Source organism: Atopobium sp. BS2 (assembly GCF_000565075.1).
Taxonomy (GTDB): Bacteria; Actinomycetota; Coriobacteriia; order Coriobacteriales; family Atopobiaceae; genus Lancefieldella.
Window position 1 is genome coordinate 1 of record NZ_JDFG01000013.1, and the last position, 18,985, is coordinate 18,985.

Consider the following 18,985-nt stretch of genomic DNA (forward strand, 5'->3'; position numbering starts at 1 on the left):
TAAAAGGACTGACCCCGGAGGAGTTCCGGAATCAGTCCTTAGTGGCCTAGGTCTTTATTAAATTCGTCCAAGTTTTGGGACGCAGTTCATATGCGGGTGGAGAATACTTTTTTGCTTTGCAAATTAAAATCCTTCCTTCTAGCATAGCGATTGTTCAGGTCACTAATAGCCAAGAAGGAAGGAGTAGCTATGGCACATAAGGCCAATAGCCTTGCGCACACAAAATGGTTATGTAAATACCACATTGTGTTTACACCAAAGTATAGAAGGAAAGTCATTTATAACAAATATAGAGAAGATCTTCGAGAAATACTCAAGATGCTTTGTGACTGGAAAGGAGTAGAAATTCTTGAAGGTCACCTCATGCCAGATCACATACACATGCTTGTGAGTATCCCACCTAAGATAAGCGTTTCAAGTTTTATGGGTTACTTAAAAGGTAAAAGCTCACTGCTCATGTTTGATTACATGCAAACCTTAAATATAAGTATGGTAATAGAAAGTTTTGGGCCGCAGCTACTATGTATCAACCGTAGGTCTTAATGAGGCGACAATAAGAAAATATATTCGAGAACAAGAAAACGCCGATCTAGCTCAGGATACATTAAGTTTGAAGGAATATGAAAATCCCTTCGATAAATAATCTAGCAAGATAGCCAGTTTAACTGGCTGCCGGTGTTACATTGCTATTGTGACCTGAACGAAGTGAAGGGCAAAGGACTTGAGTCCTGGGCAAGTATACTTAGGGTTATACCCTAAGAACAAACCACTCGCTTTGCGGGTGGTTATGATTGTGTTTCACGCAAGATTCCGGTTTCTGTTACAAAAGCAGCTCCATTAGGCGTTGGCGCTAAGAAAATGTGTCGAGTAGGTGAATCGGCGGCCCATAGAGGCTCTTCTCGCGAGAAAAACACCTACTCGAAGCCATTCCTTAGCATATTTTGAGGTCAGGACCTCAAAACGCCTACTGCGCTGGACTCCAGACGCTTGAGCTATACCCATCCTGTCGCGCGGACTCGGTTCTGAGTTGAGCGAGGAGATTTATAGGTGGGGCACTTCTCACTGTGTTTTCCCTTTATAAATGTCATTAAGCACATAGTTGAAGGGGTCTTTCATGGGAACAAAGGTGGCAGGAACGTCGTTCGTGCCTAACGCCTCAGGTAACCAGTTAACCATGTATTCCATACCCGGTTCCTCGGTATTGAAGTGTCCGAGCGCGATGATGCACTTTTCTCGTCCGAACATCGCAGAATCGCGGATATACTCCTGTACGGTGAAGTCGGTCAGCTCCATGGTTACAAGGCAGTCTATGTCATGAGTCTCAGCGTACATGAGTTCATCATCGTCTGGCCCACCAATGAGATGCATCGGAAAATGGATACGGCTTACCATGGCTTCGGTATTGCCGATGATACGGGTTCCATTAAGTCCAAGTCTCCGTACGATGTAGACCGCCAAATCCATGGCTCTCATGGGCGGAATCTGATAATCAAGGGGCATCGATGTGTCCTCCACACGGTAGTCAAGCCAACCGAGCTTACTTGCCAAGCCATAAAAGATACCATCTGCCATTTTGCCGTTGTCGATAGGCACCTGGGAGTGGATGTAGTCGTGGTTTCTCCATACGGCGCCATCCCACTCGTCAAGTAACGCCTTCTTTGCCTGGAAAGTCTTATTGAATGCCAAGAAGCCTTGCCGGTCTCCATGGTTCCAGAAGAGCGCCTCATGGCTGATAATGAGGTTATAGCCTAAGCGTTGGGCTTTACGGATGATGTCGCTTGTGGCCCAAATGCAGGTTACGATGCCAGTGCATTCTTGGGTGACATTGCCGTAGAGTACTTGGTCACGCGTCCTGACAGCGTCGACTGGCCTCATGGAGTTGAAAGGATCCAACCCTCTGCTATAATCCTTGCATTTCTGGATGACTTCGCTAATGAGCATAGGATACCTCCGTTCAAATAGATATCTGATAAAGAGGTATCCCTGATCTTTTAGAGAGACCCTAAGGGATACCTCAAGGATACATAGGGTCTAAACACTTAGGGTTTAAACACCTGCGGCCTATATCTTAGATGCCTGCGTCTTATTCATCGTCCCTATCAATATCGGCAACTGCCGTATTCATGAGCACCATGGACTGACGTGCTATATCGATTGCCGTCTCTATGGTAGTCTCGGTAAGCGGTTCATCGGCGAAGGCAAGTTCCAGTGCAAGCGCGACGTTAGTCCCTGCAATAAGGAATACATGATCGTTTATGTAAGGGGCAAATGCCTGGTTGACGCTACCTTGCATGATGTCGGCAAGAACGATGACTTCGTCCTTGGGGTCAATGTCCGCAAACACTTCAGCTATTTGCTTGGAGATCGGTGTCTCGTCGATATAGGCACAGATGACGGTCAATCCCTCAAGGTTACCAATGTAGGCCATAGTATCGGCTAAACCCTCGGCAAAGCGGTGATGCGAAGCAAGAATGATGTGTCTCACAGTGGTTCTCCCAATGATTTCGTGCCTGAGAGCGGGTCCATACACATGGGCCACTACATCTAAACATTACAAAAATCCAACAATACAAAAGCCCAAAGATCTCTCAAAGAGGATGGACGGCAACAGTTACGAGGCCGTCCAAAAGGACATTGCCTATCCTAGGATGCCAAAGGCGGCGCAAAGACAGCTGATGGCGATGATCCCAAGGATAACAAAGGAGAGGTTTGCTCCTTTCTTGATCAAACGATATACGATGGCTGTGGCGATAATTCCTAGTAGATTGGGGAAGATTAGGTCGATCACGCCTTCTTGGATTAGCAGTGAGATGTCTCCGTAGGTAAATACAAGCGGGGTATGTATGACCACGTTGGAATATATGAGTGAACCTACGACCATCAGACCTAGGATCGAAGCGGCTTCGGTGAGGACTGAGATCTTGTCGGCCATGGTTGTGATGACCGAGACTCCCGCATTATAACCCTGATTGTAGTTTTGCAAACGCCACACGAGAAAAGCCAACCATACGGCAATCCACAAGAAGATACCTATAGGACTGCCCTCTGTGGCCATATAACTTGCGATAGAACCCAAGATGGTAGGTGGGAGGATCCAGCAGAAAACGTCGCCGACGCCGGAAATTGGACCCATGAGGCCGACCTTAAGATCATTTTCAGCTTGCATCCCGGCTTCGTGACTGGTGTCCTCAAGGGCAAGACCGGCACCTAACACCAGGCCGCATACAGGAGGCGTGGCGTTAAACACGCAATCGAGTTGGTTAAGGACGGCTTTATTAAAGGCGTCCTCGTTTCCACCGTAGATTTTTCGGAGTGCATAGAACGAGGCAAAAGTAGCACAGGGGGCGTTTTGTGTGGCATAGGAGTAGGAGATGGTATCTGCAAGCCACATGCGGTGCGAACAGATGTCTAAGTCTTCTTTGGTGAGTACTGGCGTGTAGGTACCATCGGGTAGCGGGGTAGGTATGGGCTCTTTGAAGTCTGTTGCTGAGATGTTTTTTGGTTTAAGAAATCCGTTACTCATCTTCGAGTTCACCTCCGTCGGTAGCCGTGGCAACTTGGCTGCCAGCGACACCCTCAGTGTGTAGTTTGAAGTAGCAGACGGCAACAATCATGCCGATAAGAGCAATGGGGAGAATGGGTAGGCGTAGCCATGCGGCACATACGAAGCCGGCGACCACGAATGCCCAGAACTTTTTGAGCGGCATGAAGGTAAGCAACACTGCAAAGCCTGTGCAAGGTAGGATGCCGGCAGCAACGTTGAGGCCCTTTGTGAACCATTCGGGCATTATGGCGAGAATCGTTTCGACTGCGGGTTGGCCAAAGAAGATCACGATGGCCATGGGTAGGGCGCCTTGAAGGAAGAGATAAAGATGGGATAGGAAGAAAGAACGCAGCATCTTGTCATATTCCCGCTTCTCTGCATAACCACGCATTACACGAAAGACCCAGGAGTTGTAGATCTTAAAGAGCACATCAAGTTGAACGTAGAGCATAGCCACTGCGATACCTACGGTAAGTCCTACTGAGATATCACCGTTTCCAGTGGTGATGGCGATAACGGTGGCCACCAAGCCGGCCATGCCATAGTCGGGGGCAGAAGAACCACCTAAACCTACGGCACCCATGGACATAAGCTGGATGGTGCCGCCCACCACAAGGCCGGTGTAGGGATCGCCAAGGATGATACCTGCAAGCCAACAAAAGAGCACATGCATAAGAGGAAACGTTTGGGTTGAGTAGTAGTCCAAAGCACGGATACCTGAGAGCAGGATAATCAAGAATGCTTGGAGTATAGTAACTGCCATTATTTACCACCTTTCTTTAAAGAGGGATGTACTCAGAGATGGGAATTGACTTGTCGGTAGTCATATAGCGAACCTCGACGTTGGTACCTGCCCTGGCAATGGCTTGGTAGATGGGGATTTGCCCATGTTTGATGAATACCCGGCGTCCCGCCTGGATGCCGTTTCCCGTTTCGTCGCCCGTAGGCAGCTGAGTGAGGCCTAACGTGAGTATGGGTACTTTCTGCCCCAGCTCAATGAGATCGAGAAAGACCTGTGGATCGGCGGCGATCACAAAGACTGTGTGGCCGTCATACTTACCAGCTGCGAAATTTGCGTAGGCCGTCTCACGCGAAATGATCGAGAGCGCTTGGCCGGATGGCTTTGACATCCTCATAGCACCTTTACGCACTTCGTCACCGGCGGTGGCATCATCAATGACCATGGTGCGCTGTGTTGCGTACATTGGACACCAGTAGCTCTGAACGATGCCGTGCAGAAGGCGGTAGTCGATCCTTCCTGCCTTAATGCCCATACTTATTACTCCTTTCTTTGTCCTTTCCATATCTTTTTGTAAACCATGCGCATACGACCTATTCGTCGAGAAGGGAATCGCCTCCAACCTGAGCAATATCTTTGGGCGTCGCAGCCACTTGGTTTCCATAGATAAAATCGTGTACATAGGCAATTTCGCTTATCGGAATCTCGACTTTGTAACGTTGGCAAAGATCCTTGAAAGACTCACGGAACCACTCTATGAACTCGGGATATCTGGTGACAGGAACCTCACTGGGGGGATGCGTGTCAATGAAGTTTTTGGTTACAAGGCGCTCAATGAGGCCACAAAGGTGTACATAGATACCGATGATTTTGCGCTGCTCTATGCGTTTACCTAGGAAATCTTGTAGGCGGCGTAGGCCGCGGTCAGCCTCGGCATAGAGGCGTTCGGGATTAAGAATGGTGATGGACTCAACCACGCTACGCAGCGTCACATTTCGTAATAGCTCACGATGGAAATGAGCAATGCCTTCAGGACCGAGTGTTGATCCGAGTGCTTTATCAAGGACCTCTGATGAACCATTGGCGATAATATCCTCAAGACCGACAAAGGGAATACTTGGGATACCCGGATCCATGGTGCCCATGACGGCGCATACACGATAGCTGCTAAAGACCGTGGCATTGGAGCCGTTGCGCAACAAATCGTAGAAATCGGTCGTTACGAGGTGTGCTGAGAGTTCGTTAGGCAGGCTTGAGGCCACCAGTTGACGGATACGTTCAGCTGCGTCGTTGCCATTCTCGGAACAAAAAATTACGGCATCATGGTTGCGTGCACCGCGTAGGACATGCCATGTGGGGGTGAGTACTTGAAGCGAGCGGGTGAGTACCTCACCTATGTCTTCGGACGATATGAGAGCCGAACCGACCTCAAGTGCCATACCGGTGGAGACGTTGTTGATCATATAGAGGTCCCCATTGGCGATACCATGGACGGCTTTGTCGATTTCTGAAAGTGTGCCCATATCAACAAGTATGGCTATCGTAGGGGCGTAGGCGTATCGCTCAAGCAGGCGCGAGAGTTGTCCTGTGACATCAGAGACCCGCTGGTCATAGGCCATGTCAATAGCGTCGAAGACGCGTCGGTGTAGAATGCGGTTCGCTGCATCGGCGATGCTTGTGGCAGTGGAGTAACCGTGGGCAAGGATAATGCCTACATTTTGTCTACCCGTATGCGCGGAGTCGACCGCCTCTTTTACGTCTATGAAGAGGAGGATTTGCGAGAGCACATCAATCTCTACACCTAAAGCATTCATCGTTTCGGCTTTGATATGGTTAACGATAACGGCGGCTGTACGTGACCGTTTTGTGAGCAAGGCGAGAAGTGCCTGCAAATCAGTTGTGTTTGAGGTACGCCAGCGTGCGACGCCGGCTTCGCCCCACAGTTGGAGACAAAGCGACTGTGAAAGAGTATGGCAGGCCTTGCGGGAAAGCTCGATGCCATATGTGGAATCGGCCCGTTCAAAAAGGGGATTGAGCACCTGTTCGTAGGAAGCAAGGCGTGGGTTGGTGGAGTTTGCCTCAAAGTTAAGGTAATCCTCGTATTGATGCACGGTTTCAAGTGCGGAGGCAATGAGCTCGTCAAAAGATATCTTACCGCCTTGATGCGCATGATAGGCATCAAGAATAGTTTGGAAGTATCGTATCGCCCGCGATCTAATATCTGATGAACTACGTTTGTCTCCGGTTACGAGCTTGTCATCATCTTCCTGTACCGTGCTTGTGCTTAATATCGCGGCCGGTAAGTTATACGCGTGGATAACCAAATGCTTGTCGGTGCGGTTGAGGTAGGCGCTAGCACAACAGTTAGTGATGCAGGTACGTAAACCGTCCACATTGTCTGAGAAAGGAGCCTCTACAAGCGAGCGAAGGGCACCACGGCTGATGGCTATATCGGAGTCGACATGGCGACTTTCAATGCGTAGGAAATGCATTATTAGATCAGTGCGTTCGTCACCGGTGCGTTCTTTAAGGGAAGGTATGTTTACGACAATAGGTACCAGATGCGTGACCTGATGGATAATGGGGTTATTCGGTGGCAACGACGTGGAAAGGACGATGCGTGCGGACGGGACGGCGTGGATGTCGTGCAAGGGATCTGTGGTATGGCGCAAGTGCGTGAGTATGAGATTGCGTGAAATCTGCGAAAGGTGTTCAAAACCTGCTAGGTAAACAATGCCACCCGATGTCTCATTAAGGTGTCCGAACCTGTCTTTGGTACCCAGGAGGTCAGCAGCGAAACGCTCATCGTCGGTGGCATAATCAGCGCAGTCTATTGCAACATAGGTGGCTTTTGAAGGTAGTATCCCCACGTTTATACCGTAATCAAACATGAGATGCGAAAGCAGAGCTTTGCCTGTGCCCGGTTCACCTATGATGAGTACGGGTAGGCCATTAGTGGGATAGCGGATGGCGCTTTTTAGTTGTTCGATGCAGGGGGCAAGTGAGAGGTCATGGCCGATGGCTCTGTCGAAGTCATGACGGGTGCCATAACCAATGGTCGACATAAGGTCCGAGATGGAGGCATATTCAGCGCGGTCAAGTTTAACCTGTAAATAGCGTTCCAAACCCCTCTTATGCATAAAGACTACCGGGCGCGTATTAATTTTGATGACAAACCCTTCACGTACCAGATCATTTAGATACTGGCTGGCAAGGTTTCGTGAGACATTGATATCAGAGGCAATACGGGCTGTAGTGAAGGGGTCAAGTTTTTGTGGGTTAAGATGTCGAGTGATGGTATCTAAGTGTCTGAGTAATTCCTGTTTGGTATCCATCGCAGCCATTCTATGCCCCTCCTTTCGACAATGATCAAGATACGGCGGCGCATCGCTACTCTTTTTCTGTTTCTGTGTTTTCGTCATAATCGTTTTCCTTTCGACAGCATTGCATGGCGATGAACTCGGATTTATAGATATCTCGACACATATTCTCGACACTGTCCTAGAGGTACTCAAGTACAGAGGGACTTATATCGAATGTTTATGGGTGTGGATCAGCAGTACTTCTCGCATTCCGCTTCTTGCCGTTTGCCGAGAATGACCTGTGTCAAGATTTCGGACACGAAAAATCCGGGGTTTATGCCGCCCACAACACCTCCCTCGGCTCCGACAACGCGCTCTCGAAGCGCTCGAAGGACTCGTCCATCACGTCGGCCGGCACCCTGTAGCCGATTGTCGAGTGGGAGCGCCTGCGGTTGTAGAGGACTCTATGGAGCCGCCCACGGCGAACCCCGCCTCCTCGCGCGTGGCAGACGAGCGGCGGCAGTACATCTCGCTCTTGAGGACCGCGAAGAAGGACCCTGCCGCCGCGTTGTCGTGGCGGCTGCTGGTGCGGCCACACGAGAGCCCCACGTCGTCTTCCCTGGCCCACGACGCCAGAGCCCCGAGGTGCACTGGCTGCCGCGGCCGCTGTGGAAGATGGCCCTTCGGCCTTGTGGCCGCGCCTGCGGGCCAGCCCGAGGGCCGAGACGACTATGTCGGCGGAGACATGTACCCGGACACACGCCCACCCGACCGCCATGCGGGTGTTGAGGTCTATCACGGTGGCCAGGGACAGCCGGCCCTGCCCCGTGCACAGGTAGGTGATGTCGCCCACGAGCTTGTAGGTGGGCACGGGGCTGGTGAAGTCGCACGCCACCAGGTCCGGCTTCAGGGGCGCGCCCTCATCAGGTATCGTGGTGCGCTCCTCAGCGTTGGGTGTCACGCCGCGTATGCCCAGCTCGCGCATGCACTTGCGCACGCGGTAGAGCGTCACGAACCCGAGTTCGGGCGGCAGGAACGCGTTCACCATGCGCGCCCCGAAGCGGCGGTCGCTCTCAAGCCACACGCGCTTCACGGCGTCGTGCACGTGGCCCCACTCGTCCGTGGGCGCGCCGTTGGCCAGCCACGAGTAGAAGCCCAACCTGGACACCTCGAGCAGCCTTGCTATCATCTTAACCGGGTATTCGGCCTTCTCCGCTAGCATCAGGTGGTACCTGTCTACAACCTTTGCTCTTTGACAAAGAGGACCGCAGCTTTTTTCAGGAACTCGTTCTCCATCTCCGGCAACGATGCGACTGTCGCCATGCCAGAGGCACAGCGCATTGCAGCCACCGCAAAGAAGATACCCAGCAACCTGGTGAGCGCTATCGCAAACACCTATGGCATGAGCAGTGCAAAGCTCTCCAACATGGTGGGCGGCCTCTACCTTGACGCGATGCAGGAGGGCGCGGGGGCGAACGTCACGTCGTACATCGTCATCGGCATACTCGCTGCCGTGGTGGGCGCTGTTTTCGCGTTCAACTATTCCTCGGCCAACAAGACGCTCAAAAAGTGCATCGACCGGCTTGACGCCGAGGGCGTAATGCAGCAGGCATGTGACGAGCTGAGAGCCTACTCCCTCATGCCCGGCAATCCCAACAATCTCGTGCTTACCGAGCGCTTCATCTTTGACAAGCGCGCGAGCGCTGTCGTTCCCTACGCCGACGTCGTCTGGATATACCGGCACGTGACGAGAAGGAACTTCTCTACCATAAACTCCTTTGTGGTGTGCAAGCTGAACGACTTCAGCGAAATCAACTTCTACAACCGCGGCGGCAGTGGCCGGGGTATGGACCTTCAGCAGATCTTCGAGGCCATCGTCGGCAAGAAACCCGACGTTCTGGTCGGCTACACCACAGATAACATCAACGCCTATAAGCTCCGGGGAGGCAAGTAGTAAAGCAGGTTATCGCTTGTGAGCATGAGCGTCCCCACCGGGGACTCGTACGTATCTAGATATACATCATCTTTCATCAGTCCGCTTCTCGTTCGTCTCCCATGTGGCCGTGCTCGTTACGCGTGGGGTGCCTGTGCCTATGGAGCTACCTGACAACACCTATCCTGTGGGGAAGGCGGTGCTGGGGACGCATGTACATCCTCGACGAGAGTCTGTGCCCTGTTGAAAAAGGCTGCGGCGGCGTAAAGACGGACGTTGTGCCTACCTGATGAATGTCTACACAATCCCTCAGACGCGTGACAAAGGAGTGGCTAGAGAGAAATCGTTGACCGCCTAATGGAAGAGGCGAAGGCCGGCGGAGCAGACAAGACCTACCTTGAGGTTATCAATATGGCAAGAAGGTTGTATGCGAAGGTAGGCTTTGAGCACATGGAAGACTACATGAAACTCAGGGCACGGTAGTGTGCCGAATGTTGTCCGCGAGGTGTTCAACGGCGCGGCCTGGCAGCGCTGCATCGTACACCTTGAGCGCGATGCCTAGGGGGTGGTTCGCGAAGAGGCAGGACAAGACAGAGGCCGCAGCCGCGCTCAAGGCCGTCTTTTCCGAGCGGGACCCGAGCTGGTGCGGGCGATGTACCGAAAGGCCGTCGACGTGTTTTCAACCCGCTCCAGACACGCCGGCGAGCTGCTCGAGGATGCGGAGGCGGACGCCCTCGCGTACCTCGACTTCCCCTACGGGCACCACGTGAGACTGCGGACCAACAATGTCTAGGAGCGCGCCAACGAGGAGATCAGGCGCCGCACCAAGGTGGTCGGCGTGTTCCCGTCGGCAGAGTCGCTCAAGCGCCTTGTGGGGTCGGTGCTCATAGACGTGAACGAAGAGTGGCTGGAGATGAGCTTCATAGATGACGACTCCCTCAAGGACGTAAGGCGCAACTGTGAGAGTATAGAGCCTTCCAAGCCTGAGGTCGTCAAGAAGGCAGAGACGCTTATCCTTGTGGCAATCGAGGCTAAAAGAAAGGTGGCGTGAGGTCGATGGTGTAGACTGAAGACACGGTTTTAGGCATTGCCGCTCCAAGACAAAGGCACCTGACACCAACATTTGGCACACTACCTTATGGTGGGGGAGTCGGGGAACTTTTTATTTAAGGGACGAAATAAGATAGCACAGAGCAATTTGAGAATAGCACTATGAGGGGGCGGATAAATAGTTGGGCCAAATGTGGTCTCAGATGCCCACGCAGATCTGACAAGAACTATCTCTGAGGTTTTCCAAGGATCTGCATGGCGGCATTGCGTTGTTCATCTCATATGTAATCGTTATACTGCTGCAAAATCACATGAGAAAAGAAGGAGGAGATCGATATTGCCAAAGAGCAAGATAATCAAAGCCGTAGTCGATGACGAAGTTAGCCTCAAGCAATCGTTAACTCGTTTACAGGTAATTGCGCATGACGTTAGAAATAGTGAACTTGAAAAGTGGACCGAGAATGAGCTCGTAGGCTATCCGTCAGAAGACAGCGTGCCAGAGTATCGTCGCGTTAAAAGTGTTAACTTCATTTATTCAGGTATTAACAACTACACACTCAAGGTGGACAAGGCGCCTCTTGATCCTTCCTTTCTGGGTACGGAAATACTTGATCAGGTGACCAATGTTCGATTTGATCAAAGCATCTCAGCTCTTGAGAGTTTTCTGGGGGACACGTCTTCAGTCATTTACCTCGATAGATCGATACTTGCAGCCAAGGTGCAAGAGCGGTCTGATGGTGGCTTACAATGTTTTTCCATCAAGCAAGTTATCCCAATAGCCTTCTTTCAAAATGCAATTGCTGAAGTAAAGAATCGTGTCCTGAAATCGCTTCTTCTGCTGGAGGAAGAATACGGCAACCTTGATGATCTCGGCGTTGATATCAGTAGCCAATCATCGACAAAGATTAACTACGTGAACTATAAGATCAATAGTGATGTTCTCCATATTCAAGTGGACCCACCTACCGAAGTCGATGAGCCAGTTTCGCGCAAGATTGCCTGGAATATCATCGTTCCCATTATTGTCGGCATCATTTGCGCCGTTGCGGGGTCAGTGGCTACCAAGCTCTTGGGGGCATAGTCTAAATCCAACCCACAATATTAGCATCACCATACTTTCTGAAAGGCTTTTTATATGGATACACCCAATAAAATCCTCGGCGAACAGAGAACTTCAGCGTAGAGGATTGGTGAAGAGAGTATCCGATGGACTATCACAAGGCTATCGAGTCACTGACGTTCGTCTCAAACAAAGACGAGATCCTTCTCAACGTCTTTGGTATCCGCAAACTGCATGTTCCGGATACTTTAGATAAATACCATGGGCTCGGCCCCAATGAATCGTTCAACAAGAAGAAGCTGGAAACCCTTGATAGTTCTCGCGTGTATATGGCTACGGTTGCATCCCTAAGTCTGTTCGATTGTCGTGCCTACTACAGGGTAGATGCCATCATTGAACGTTTCGGCTCGGAACCTGCCTCCACGAAGTAGTTCAAGATTCCGGCTTCCTTGACGTCTATTACACCAGCTGGGAGGGCATGTTTCGGTCGTACCCGAAGGTTTTGGTTTCGGACTCATAAGTGATCGCGCCGTTGTCGTACCCGACGTTGCGCGTATAGTTGCCCAGACTCTTCACGGAAATCTTGGGGATTATGATTTCCTTCGCGTTGCGGCCGGCCCGTATCATGCGCCACCTGCTGTTCAGCACGGTCGAGCAGACCGTCCTCTTGTATACGACGTCCAGGACCGTGATGTGGTTCTTGATGTATGCAATGGAGTTTGGCATGGTCAAACCCCTTATTCGTTATCGGATTCGTCGAGCCCGTCGAGCTTGCGCCAGTGTTTCATGGTTCTATCCTCGTCGGAGGCGGTCCTCGTGTTGGGGGAGTCCGGTGCTGCTGGACGAGCCGCTGTCGCTGGACATGTGCTTGGCGAAAAGCCACGACTCGGTCTTCTTGAGCTTGGATATGTCGCCCTCGTAGTCATCGAGGACGATACAGGCCGCCTTAACGTTACGACACCCCTTTAGCTGCAGGGAGAAGTCGACGTGCTCGTCGGCGGACGCCCTCTTGACCTCGGCGCTCTTGGCGGCTCTGCGATCTGCCTCTCATAGTCGGGGTGGCTGCGTTCGTGCTTGCGTTGCCCCGTCTACTTGCGCTAACGCCGCTTGCTGGGCCTGCGTACCATTCTGTTCACCGTCCATGTCCTGCCTGCCTTTCGCCGTTAAGGCGGGCAAAATGAACGATGCCCGTACCCTTACCGACACGGGCATTGTCGAATCACGTCACAAAGTCGCGCATCAAGAGTGTCATGGCTGGTTGTTGCGGCAATGTTTCAGGTAAAATTAGAAGCTAATGAATTGGAGCCAAGGGAGACAGAGGTCATACATTTGGAAGAACAGAAGCAAAGCCTTGAATCCGTCATCGACCAGTGGATCAAGAAACAACCCAGCTGGTATTCGGCAGCACTTCATATTGTCCTTCAGGGTGCTTTTACTGATAGGCAGGTTGAAGCTCTCGCGGCTGCAGCTTGCAAAGAATCAGGTATCGACCTCGGCATCCAGGGCAATGTTCAGCTTGTGGATTATCAGTCGGCCGATCTTGGAGGTGAAAGCTCTTCCCAACGTGTGGTTTTGCTTGAGTCCGTTACGGCAGAAAGCGGAATCAACGCAATTGAGCCAGGATCCAAGCTCAATCTAGGAACATCTGGCATTACTGTCATTTATGGCAATAACGGTTCGGGCAAGTCGGGGTTTAGCCGAATCTTGCGTAACGCCTGCACCTCACGTTCAGGCTCGTCAGAAATCCTGTCGAACGTTTTTGAAGACAACGGTTTACCATCTGCTGCCTTCGATGTGAACATCGATGGCACTTCCATGTCATTTGCGTGGAAAGATGGCGATTCGTCCTATCCGGCATTCCCAGAGGTTGCGTTCTTCGACGCTGCTTGCGCAGCAATAGAGGTCGGCAACAAGGACAACGCAATGCTCTACATGCCTGGTGTGATCTCGTCGCTTATGCGTATGACTGATCTAATCTCTGCAGTTGCCGCACAGTTGCAGACACGTGAGAGCGAATTGACCGAATCTCTCAATATGGGGCTGGTACCTTTCGAACTGCGCAGGCTATCCAGAGTAGAGACGCTTCTATCATGCGCATTAGAAAACGAAGCGATAAGGCTCGTAAATGCAGCATTGCTAAGCCCGCAGGATGAATCGAGACGTAGAGCGCTTCCCAAGCTCATAGACTCAGACCCGGACGTTGAGGTTCCGAAGGTCGAACGGCGTCGCTCCCAACTTGCGGCAATGCGGCAAAGACTGGTCGACCTTTACAAATGTTGTCAGCCGAAGTTCTCCGGGGAATACGAGTCGGCTCAGGATGCTGTAAGGAAAGCCACCGAGGCTGCCAAAGCGGCAACTGTCCTCGCAAGTGATAACTCAGAGCTAAACGGCTTTGGCAGTGATGCGTGGAAGTCGCTTTGGGAAGCCGCACGACTGTATTCCGATAGCCTTGCTTATACCGACGTCGCGTTCCCGAAATTGCAGGAAGACTCGCTATGCCCGCTTTGCCAACAGCCACTAGGAGAAGCGGCTCTTTCCCGTATGCGCTGCTTTGAGGATTATGTTACTGGCGTTGCCGAGAAGAACCTTACCGAAAAACGCAAGCTATTGGGTTCCCTGACAAATCGCTTCGTCAGTGCGGTCGATGCCGTCAAATCAGATAAGGCCGGAATTAGCGTTCTGGCCACAGACCAAGCGAGATCCAGCATGGATTCACTCGTATCCGAGCTTGAATCGATCGCGACTGCCCCGGACCCAAACGCACTCATAAAGCTTTCGGGCTTAATAGAGCTTGCAGGCACGCAAGTGAAGGGCGAACTCGACGGACTCGACCAACGCCTGGAATCTTTAAGAGCGAACCAGCAGCCTGGTAACGCAAACAAGCTGAAGGCGGAACTCGAAGAGCTCAATGGTCGCGCATGGATCTCCGACAACAAAGACATCTTGATAGCGGATGCAAAGAAGCGAGAGCAGCGTAATGCCATCGAATCTGTTCGAAAGAAATGCAGTACACGACAGGTCAGCACGCTCGTCTCGGAGGCTTCACAGGTTGAGGTTGTGGAACGTGTGCAAGCGGCGTTTGTAGACGAGCTCGACAAGCTTAAAGCATCAGGCCAGCAAGTCGCCATCTCGACCCGCGTACGGGCAGGTCAGGAATACCAGCGCATTGCTCTAGAAGGAACAGTTGCGTCTCCAAGGAACGTGCTCAGCGAAGGGGAGCAAAAGATTGTGGCCTTGGCTGGTTTCTTCGCACTCGTAGACGTGATGCCGGGTGATTCCTCGGTCGTTCTCGATGATCCTATTACCTCGCTAGATCATAGATGGCGCAAAGCGGTCGCCGCTAGGATTGTAGAAGCGGCAAAGTCGCACCCGGTAATCGTATTTACGCACGAGCCCGTGTTCTGCGTCGAGATTTCCGAACTTTCGGCACAGAGTGAAGTTCCAGTCACATATCGAACCGTCCAGAGGCGAGGGGCCATTGCTGGCGTTGTATTGAATGAGTTAGATTGGGATGCTAGTAACGTCAAACAGCGCGTAAAACTGCTCAGGAACAAAGCTACTGACATCGGACGCCGTTACAAGGGTGGCGAGATCAAGACTGACGCTGAATTGGGCAGAAAGGTGCGCGATTGCTATAGCGACTTGCGCACAACATGGGAGAGAGCAGTTGAGTCCGTTTTGCTGAATGGTGTTGTTAAGAGGTTTGAAAGACCAGTACACACGAAGCCACTGAGGCGGCTTTCCGACATAACGGACGACGACATCAGAATCGTTGAGGAAAACATGACTAAGTGTTCATTGCTCACCAACGCACACGACGATCCGCCCGCCCCACCAGATGAACTCCCAACGATCCAAGAGTTCGAGGCCGATGTTGACGTGCTCGAGAACTGGCGTAAAGCCATTGAGATGCGACGTAAAAAATCGTGAGCACTGTATACCACAAGGAAAGGGCGCGATATGCCTATCATCATGCTTGAATCGCCAGAGGCGCAGAATCTCATGGAGCGTGATTACCGCCTGCGCCACCTTATGCAGGCGGTAGGCGATCTCGAATGCCGAAAGCCTGAATTGGCTTTTCATAGCCTTGCGCACTCCATCATCGAGCAGATGCTTTCGATGAAGGTTGGGCGGGCTATCGAAGAACGCTTGCTCGACCTATGCGAAGACGAGTTGATCCCTGACCGTGTTGCTCGCCTAGCACCCGAGTCCATCAAGGCATGTGGTATGTCGATGCGCAAGGCCCAGTACTTACACTCACTTGCTGAGTACGCTCTTACGTATGATTTGGAGTCTTTTGCCAACTTGCCAGATGCAGCAGTGGGCGGGGAGTTGCAGAAGCTGCCAGGTATCGGTAAATGGATCTGCGACATGTTTCTGCTCTTCTACTTGGGAAGGTCAGACATATTGCCAGTTGAAGATGGTAATCATCGGATGTAAGCCCGGTGGAACTGTAAGTCTGCTGAGGTTCATTCAGAATACGCTTTCTAATTCAATTAAGACTAAGGAACATGCAGGCGGGTGGATTAAAAAGTATTGTAATGGAGCTTCGATCCCTCGAGGCCGAGAAGAGCTGCCCGCCCATGGGGCAAGAACAGACCGTCGGTGGTGTCCAGGATCTCGACTCTCTCGTAGTCCATGGCGCGTAGTCTGTCCGCAAAGGCGTATATATCGCCATAGCGCCTAGGTGTCATGAGGTCATGGATGGCAAACGTCCCGCCCTTCTTAAGGGTTCGCAGCGTCTCAAGGATGAGTGCCTGCTTGTCCGCTCCGACTATATTGTGGTAGACGTAATTGCTTGTTACCACGTCGAAGGTCTCGTCTTCGAACGGTAAAGCGGTGGCATCTCCCTTCTGGAACACTACATTGTCCACGCCTTCTGTCTGGGCGTTATCCTCACACAGCTGCAGATTGTACGATACATACTCTTTGCCCCAACGATCAACCCCGACCATAGAGCCTTTGTGGGCTGCGCTTAGCACAGGCAATTGTGAGTGCCCCGCTCCCGCATCCCACGTCGAGCCCCACGCCGCCCTCGGGCAACTCGACATAGCCGGCAATGCCCTCCACCACCTTGCGTGATATCTGACGTGAGTCGTTATAGGAGAACGAGCTGTAAAGGTAACCCACCCAACAAGTGATGGCCAACAGTACCAAGGATACGATTCCAAAAGTCACAGCGAGGACAGCCTTGAGTGTTTTAGCGGTACCTACACCTGCGATCCCGAAGAAGATCCAACACACAAGGGTGGCTGCCGTTCCTACAATCAGACCATAGAGCATTCCCTTTGGTATTCAGTTTTTGTAATCAGGTCGCATCGATTTCATGTATTTCCTCCGTGCTATCAGTTAGAAACTACTATCAACCAGAAATTTCAACTCAGAATGGTCGATAAGGACAAAGTCAATGATAATGACTGTGGAATGTATAGCATTTCCATTTCCACTCCTTGCAGAAATGTCATAGACGCTACAAAGTATGATATACTGCCATCAGTGGACCCGCCATGCCTCTCTCTTGACGAAAGTTAAGATGATGCAAACTTTGGCGGGTGTTTTTTAAGGAGAATATATGAAGTACCAAAAGCCATGGATCTCATTTGAGGAACAGGCCGATAGGCTAGCGAAGCGTGGACTCATCTTCAACAGAAGTGAGCTTATCTCTCACCTTATAGATGTCGGATATTACCGGTTGAGTGGCTACTGGTACATTTTCAAGAAAAACTCGAAAAGCGGAGACGAGTCTTTTGTTGAAGACACGAACTTCGAAAGAGTTTGGGATCTATATACTTTTGACCGACAGTTAAGGCTTGTAGTTCTTGATGCAATAGAGCGCGTTGAGGTCTACACACGAACCCAGCTTGCCTACTGTTTGGGGAAGACCACAGGACCGTTTGGTTTCTTTGATAGAGCCACACTTCCCAACATGGAACAGGAAACTTACGGACATTTTCTTTCGAGATGTTTTGCCCAATACGCTAGGTCAAAGACACTGTTTATTGATCATTTCAAGAAAAAGTACGGAGATTCACATGGGCTTCCTCCATATTGGATACTCGTGAATATCATGGACTTTGGTATGATGCTTACTTTATTTAGGGGCTCTCCAGACACTGTAAAAAATGATATCGCCAAGGAAATTGGCGTACCGGTGAAAGTCTTTGAGTCATGGCTTCTCATGCTCAACACCGTTCGTAACTCATGTGCGCATCATGATCGACTTTGGAATAAGCGACTTAATAACAAAACAAAGATCCCGCGAGGTAGCAAGTATCTTGAGTGGCATAAACCTTACGAAGTCGATAACAGCTCTACGTTTACGCTCCTCACTATCCTTAGTTACTTGCTTGAGCGTATTGCCCCAGACACGTCTTGGCATGACAAGATTGTTCGGCTTATAGCAACACAGAGTGAAGAAGACCTTTATCGAATGGGTTTTAAGGATGGCTGGAAGTCCTGTCCTATATGGACGAAGTGGCTTTCCGAAGGGTAGTTCTGCTCCATATAAACTATCCCTCGCAATCTCATGCAGAAGCCGTGTCCAACGGCGACAAACCTCGGGGCAAGTTCCGACAGGTCGGTCTTGAGCTTTTCGAGCGCTTCCGGTCGCTTGGCAACCTCGACTATCGTCTCTACCTCACGGTGGTGTTTAAAACCTATGCTGAGCACAGGGAGAATTTTCTCGTCATCCACAGACAAGGTCAGTCATGAATGCTGCGTGATGCCATTGAAGAGGCATTCGGCTTTTCTGAGATGGTGGCGCATGCGACTCAAGGACAGCAATTCAAGGTCTCATACCATATCGGCGGCATCTTCAACAACATGATGCTCTGGCTCGAGCACAACATGGAAGAGATACCTGAAGAGTGGTAAAAATTGCAATGTCGTATCGACCTGCCGGCGCCATGATACTCTTGTACGCCCGTTCCTAGATCAAGGGCATCCTCTGTGTAAGAGCAGCCTCCGACTGTGAGACGAGCCCATGTCCGTCTCGCTAAGTCTTGTCTGCCGTGATATCGTGGTTCTTGCAAGATTCGTGATCTCTGTAACCACCTCCACTGGAAGTTCCGTGTGCAGGATTGAAGCATTTCTCGCCGAGGACCCTTCTCGTTGAAGCCCTTCTCTCTGGAAATGTTCCTCTCTGGAGCGTTTTCTGCTAAGAAAGGGCGACCATTAGGTGTTTTTGCTGGCGAGAAGGGCCTCTAAAGGGGTCAAATCCACCTAATGGTCAAGTTTTCTTAGCAGTAGGTGCCTAATGGTCGCGGATTCTTAGCAGATTTTGAAATCCCCCTAAATCCCCCTTAAACTCACATGCACCCGCCGCTTTTCTACTCGCGTCGCCCTTGCTACCTGCTAC

Annotated in this window: 18 protein-coding genes and 2 pseudogenes; 11 read left to right on the forward strand and 9 right to left on the reverse strand. The window is 51.2% G+C overall.

Annotation, left to right across the window (positions count from 1 at the left end; genetic code table 11):
- The first annotated feature begins 189 nt into the window (after window positions 1-189).
- Window positions 190-643, forward strand: a pseudogene (gene tnpA, locus HMPREF1492_RS01810) (IS200/IS605 family transposase).
- A 416-nt stretch (window positions 644-1,059) separates the two neighbouring features.
- On the opposite strand, the gene HMPREF1492_RS01815 reads toward tnpA, so the two are convergent.
- The 7 genes from HMPREF1492_RS01815 to HMPREF1492_RS07175 form a co-directional block, all read right to left on the reverse strand.
- The gene (locus HMPREF1492_RS01815) at window positions 1,060-1,941 is read right to left on the reverse strand and encodes a Nif3-like dinuclear metal center hexameric protein (protein ID WP_035435334.1); all 882 of its coding nucleotides are present in this window, start codon (window positions 1,939-1,941) and stop codon (window positions 1,060-1,062) included.
- 142 nt (window positions 1,942-2,083) lie between these two features.
- On the reverse strand, window positions 2,084-2,485 hold the full coding sequence (locus tag HMPREF1492_RS01820; RefSeq protein WP_035435336.1) for a PTS sugar transporter subunit IIA: 402 nt from the start codon (window positions 2,483-2,485) through the stop codon (window positions 2,084-2,086).
- Window positions 2,486-2,638: 153 nt separating this feature from the next.
- Window positions 2,639-3,523, reverse strand: a complete 885-nt coding sequence (locus HMPREF1492_RS01825; protein ID WP_051479345.1) for a PTS system mannose/fructose/sorbose family transporter subunit IID — start codon at window positions 3,521-3,523, stop codon at window positions 2,639-2,641.
- Window positions 3,516-4,307: a PTS mannose/fructose/sorbose/N-acetylgalactosamine transporter subunit IIC gene (locus tag HMPREF1492_RS01830; protein WP_035435339.1), complete on the reverse strand. Its 792-nt coding sequence runs from the start codon at window positions 4,305-4,307 to the stop codon at window positions 3,516-3,518. The genes HMPREF1492_RS01825 and HMPREF1492_RS01830 overlap by 8 nt, the downstream gene beginning before the upstream one ends.
- 16 nt (window positions 4,308-4,323) lie before the next feature.
- The gene (locus HMPREF1492_RS01835) at window positions 4,324-4,818 is read right to left on the reverse strand and encodes a PTS sugar transporter subunit IIB (protein ID WP_035435340.1); all 495 of its coding nucleotides are present in this window, start codon (window positions 4,816-4,818) and stop codon (window positions 4,324-4,326) included.
- A 58-nt stretch (window positions 4,819-4,876) separates the two neighbouring features.
- Window positions 4,877-7,627 carry a PRD domain-containing protein gene (locus tag HMPREF1492_RS01840; protein ID WP_198014328.1) on the reverse strand — a complete coding sequence of 917 codons (2,751 nt, stop codon included), beginning with the start codon at window positions 7,625-7,627 and terminating at the stop codon, window positions 4,877-4,879.
- A 292-nt stretch (window positions 7,628-7,919) separates the two neighbouring features.
- A complete protein-coding gene (locus HMPREF1492_RS07175; RefSeq protein WP_051479346.1) occupies window positions 7,920-8,807 on the reverse strand; it encodes an IS3 family transposase in 888 nt (295 codons plus the stop codon).
- A gap of 99 nt (window positions 8,808-8,906) precedes the next feature.
- Between HMPREF1492_RS07175 and HMPREF1492_RS01850 the strand changes: the two genes are divergently transcribed.
- The 5 genes and pseudogenes from HMPREF1492_RS01850 (at window position 8,907) to HMPREF1492_RS07680 (ending at window position 12,059) form a co-directional block, all read left to right on the forward strand.
- Entirely contained in the window at window positions 8,907-9,539 is a 633-nt protein-coding gene (locus HMPREF1492_RS01850; RefSeq protein WP_156924077.1) for a hypothetical protein, read from the forward strand.
- A 463-nt stretch (window positions 9,540-10,002) separates the two neighbouring features.
- Window positions 10,003-10,080: a transposase gene (locus HMPREF1492_RS07850; RefSeq protein ID WP_156924083.1), complete on the forward strand. Its 78-nt coding sequence runs from the start codon at window positions 10,003-10,005 to the stop codon at window positions 10,078-10,080.
- Between the two features lie 243 nt (window positions 10,081-10,323).
- Window positions 10,324-10,569: pseudogene (locus HMPREF1492_RS07185) on the forward strand (transposase); the annotation flags it as partial.
- A gap of 192 nt (window positions 10,570-10,761) precedes the next feature.
- The gene (locus HMPREF1492_RS01860) at window positions 10,762-11,649 is read left to right on the forward strand and encodes an AbiTii domain-containing protein (RefSeq protein ID WP_156924078.1); all 888 of its coding nucleotides are present in this window, start codon (window positions 10,762-10,764) and stop codon (window positions 11,647-11,649) included.
- A 125-nt stretch (window positions 11,650-11,774) separates the two neighbouring features.
- Complete coding sequence (locus tag HMPREF1492_RS07680; RefSeq protein WP_051479349.1) at window positions 11,775-12,059, forward strand: hypothetical protein; 285 nt, start codon at window positions 11,775-11,777, stop codon at window positions 12,057-12,059.
- A gap of 28 nt (window positions 12,060-12,087) precedes the next feature.
- Here HMPREF1492_RS07680 and HMPREF1492_RS01865 read toward each other — a convergent pair whose 3' ends face one another.
- The gene (locus HMPREF1492_RS01865; RefSeq protein ID WP_051479350.1) at window positions 12,088-12,354 is read right to left on the reverse strand and encodes a hypothetical protein; all 267 of its coding nucleotides are present in this window, start codon (window positions 12,352-12,354) and stop codon (window positions 12,088-12,090) included.
- 90 nt (window positions 12,355-12,444) lie between these two features.
- On the opposite strand from HMPREF1492_RS01865, the gene HMPREF1492_RS07535 reads away from it, so the two are divergent.
- From HMPREF1492_RS07535 to HMPREF1492_RS01875, 3 genes are all read left to right on the forward strand, one after another.
- Window positions 12,445-12,597 carry a hypothetical protein gene (locus HMPREF1492_RS07535; protein ID WP_156924079.1) on the forward strand — a complete coding sequence of 51 codons (153 nt, stop codon included), beginning with the start codon at window positions 12,445-12,447 and terminating at the stop codon, window positions 12,595-12,597.
- Between the two features lie 360 nt (window positions 12,598-12,957).
- Window positions 12,958-15,558 carry an AAA family ATPase gene (locus HMPREF1492_RS01870; RefSeq protein WP_198014329.1) on the forward strand — a complete coding sequence of 867 codons (2,601 nt, stop codon included), beginning with the start codon at window positions 12,958-12,960 and terminating at the stop codon, window positions 15,556-15,558.
- A 30-nt stretch (window positions 15,559-15,588) separates the two neighbouring features.
- On the forward strand, window positions 15,589-16,068 hold the full coding sequence (locus HMPREF1492_RS01875) for a DNA-3-methyladenine glycosylase family protein (RefSeq protein WP_051479351.1): 480 nt from the start codon (window positions 15,589-15,591) through the stop codon (window positions 16,066-16,068).
- Window positions 16,069-16,154: 86 nt separating this feature from the next.
- Here HMPREF1492_RS01875 and HMPREF1492_RS07745 read toward each other — a convergent pair whose 3' ends face one another.
- Window positions 16,155-16,583: a class I SAM-dependent methyltransferase gene (locus HMPREF1492_RS07745; RefSeq protein WP_232215588.1), complete on the reverse strand. Its 429-nt coding sequence runs from the start codon at window positions 16,581-16,583 to the stop codon at window positions 16,155-16,157.
- Between the two features lie 617 nt (window positions 16,584-17,200).
- Here HMPREF1492_RS07745 and HMPREF1492_RS01885 point away from each other — a divergent pair.
- Together HMPREF1492_RS01885 and HMPREF1492_RS07540 are read left to right on the forward strand one after the other, a co-directional pair.
- Entirely contained in the window at window positions 17,201-18,121 is a 921-nt protein-coding gene (locus HMPREF1492_RS01885; protein ID WP_051479352.1) for an Abi family protein, read from the forward strand.
- 218 nt (window positions 18,122-18,339) lie between these two features.
- Window positions 18,340-18,501 carry a hypothetical protein gene (locus HMPREF1492_RS07540; protein ID WP_156924080.1) on the forward strand — a complete coding sequence of 54 codons (162 nt, stop codon included), beginning with the start codon at window positions 18,340-18,342 and terminating at the stop codon, window positions 18,499-18,501.
- Window positions 18,502-18,985 lie beyond the last annotated feature (484 nt).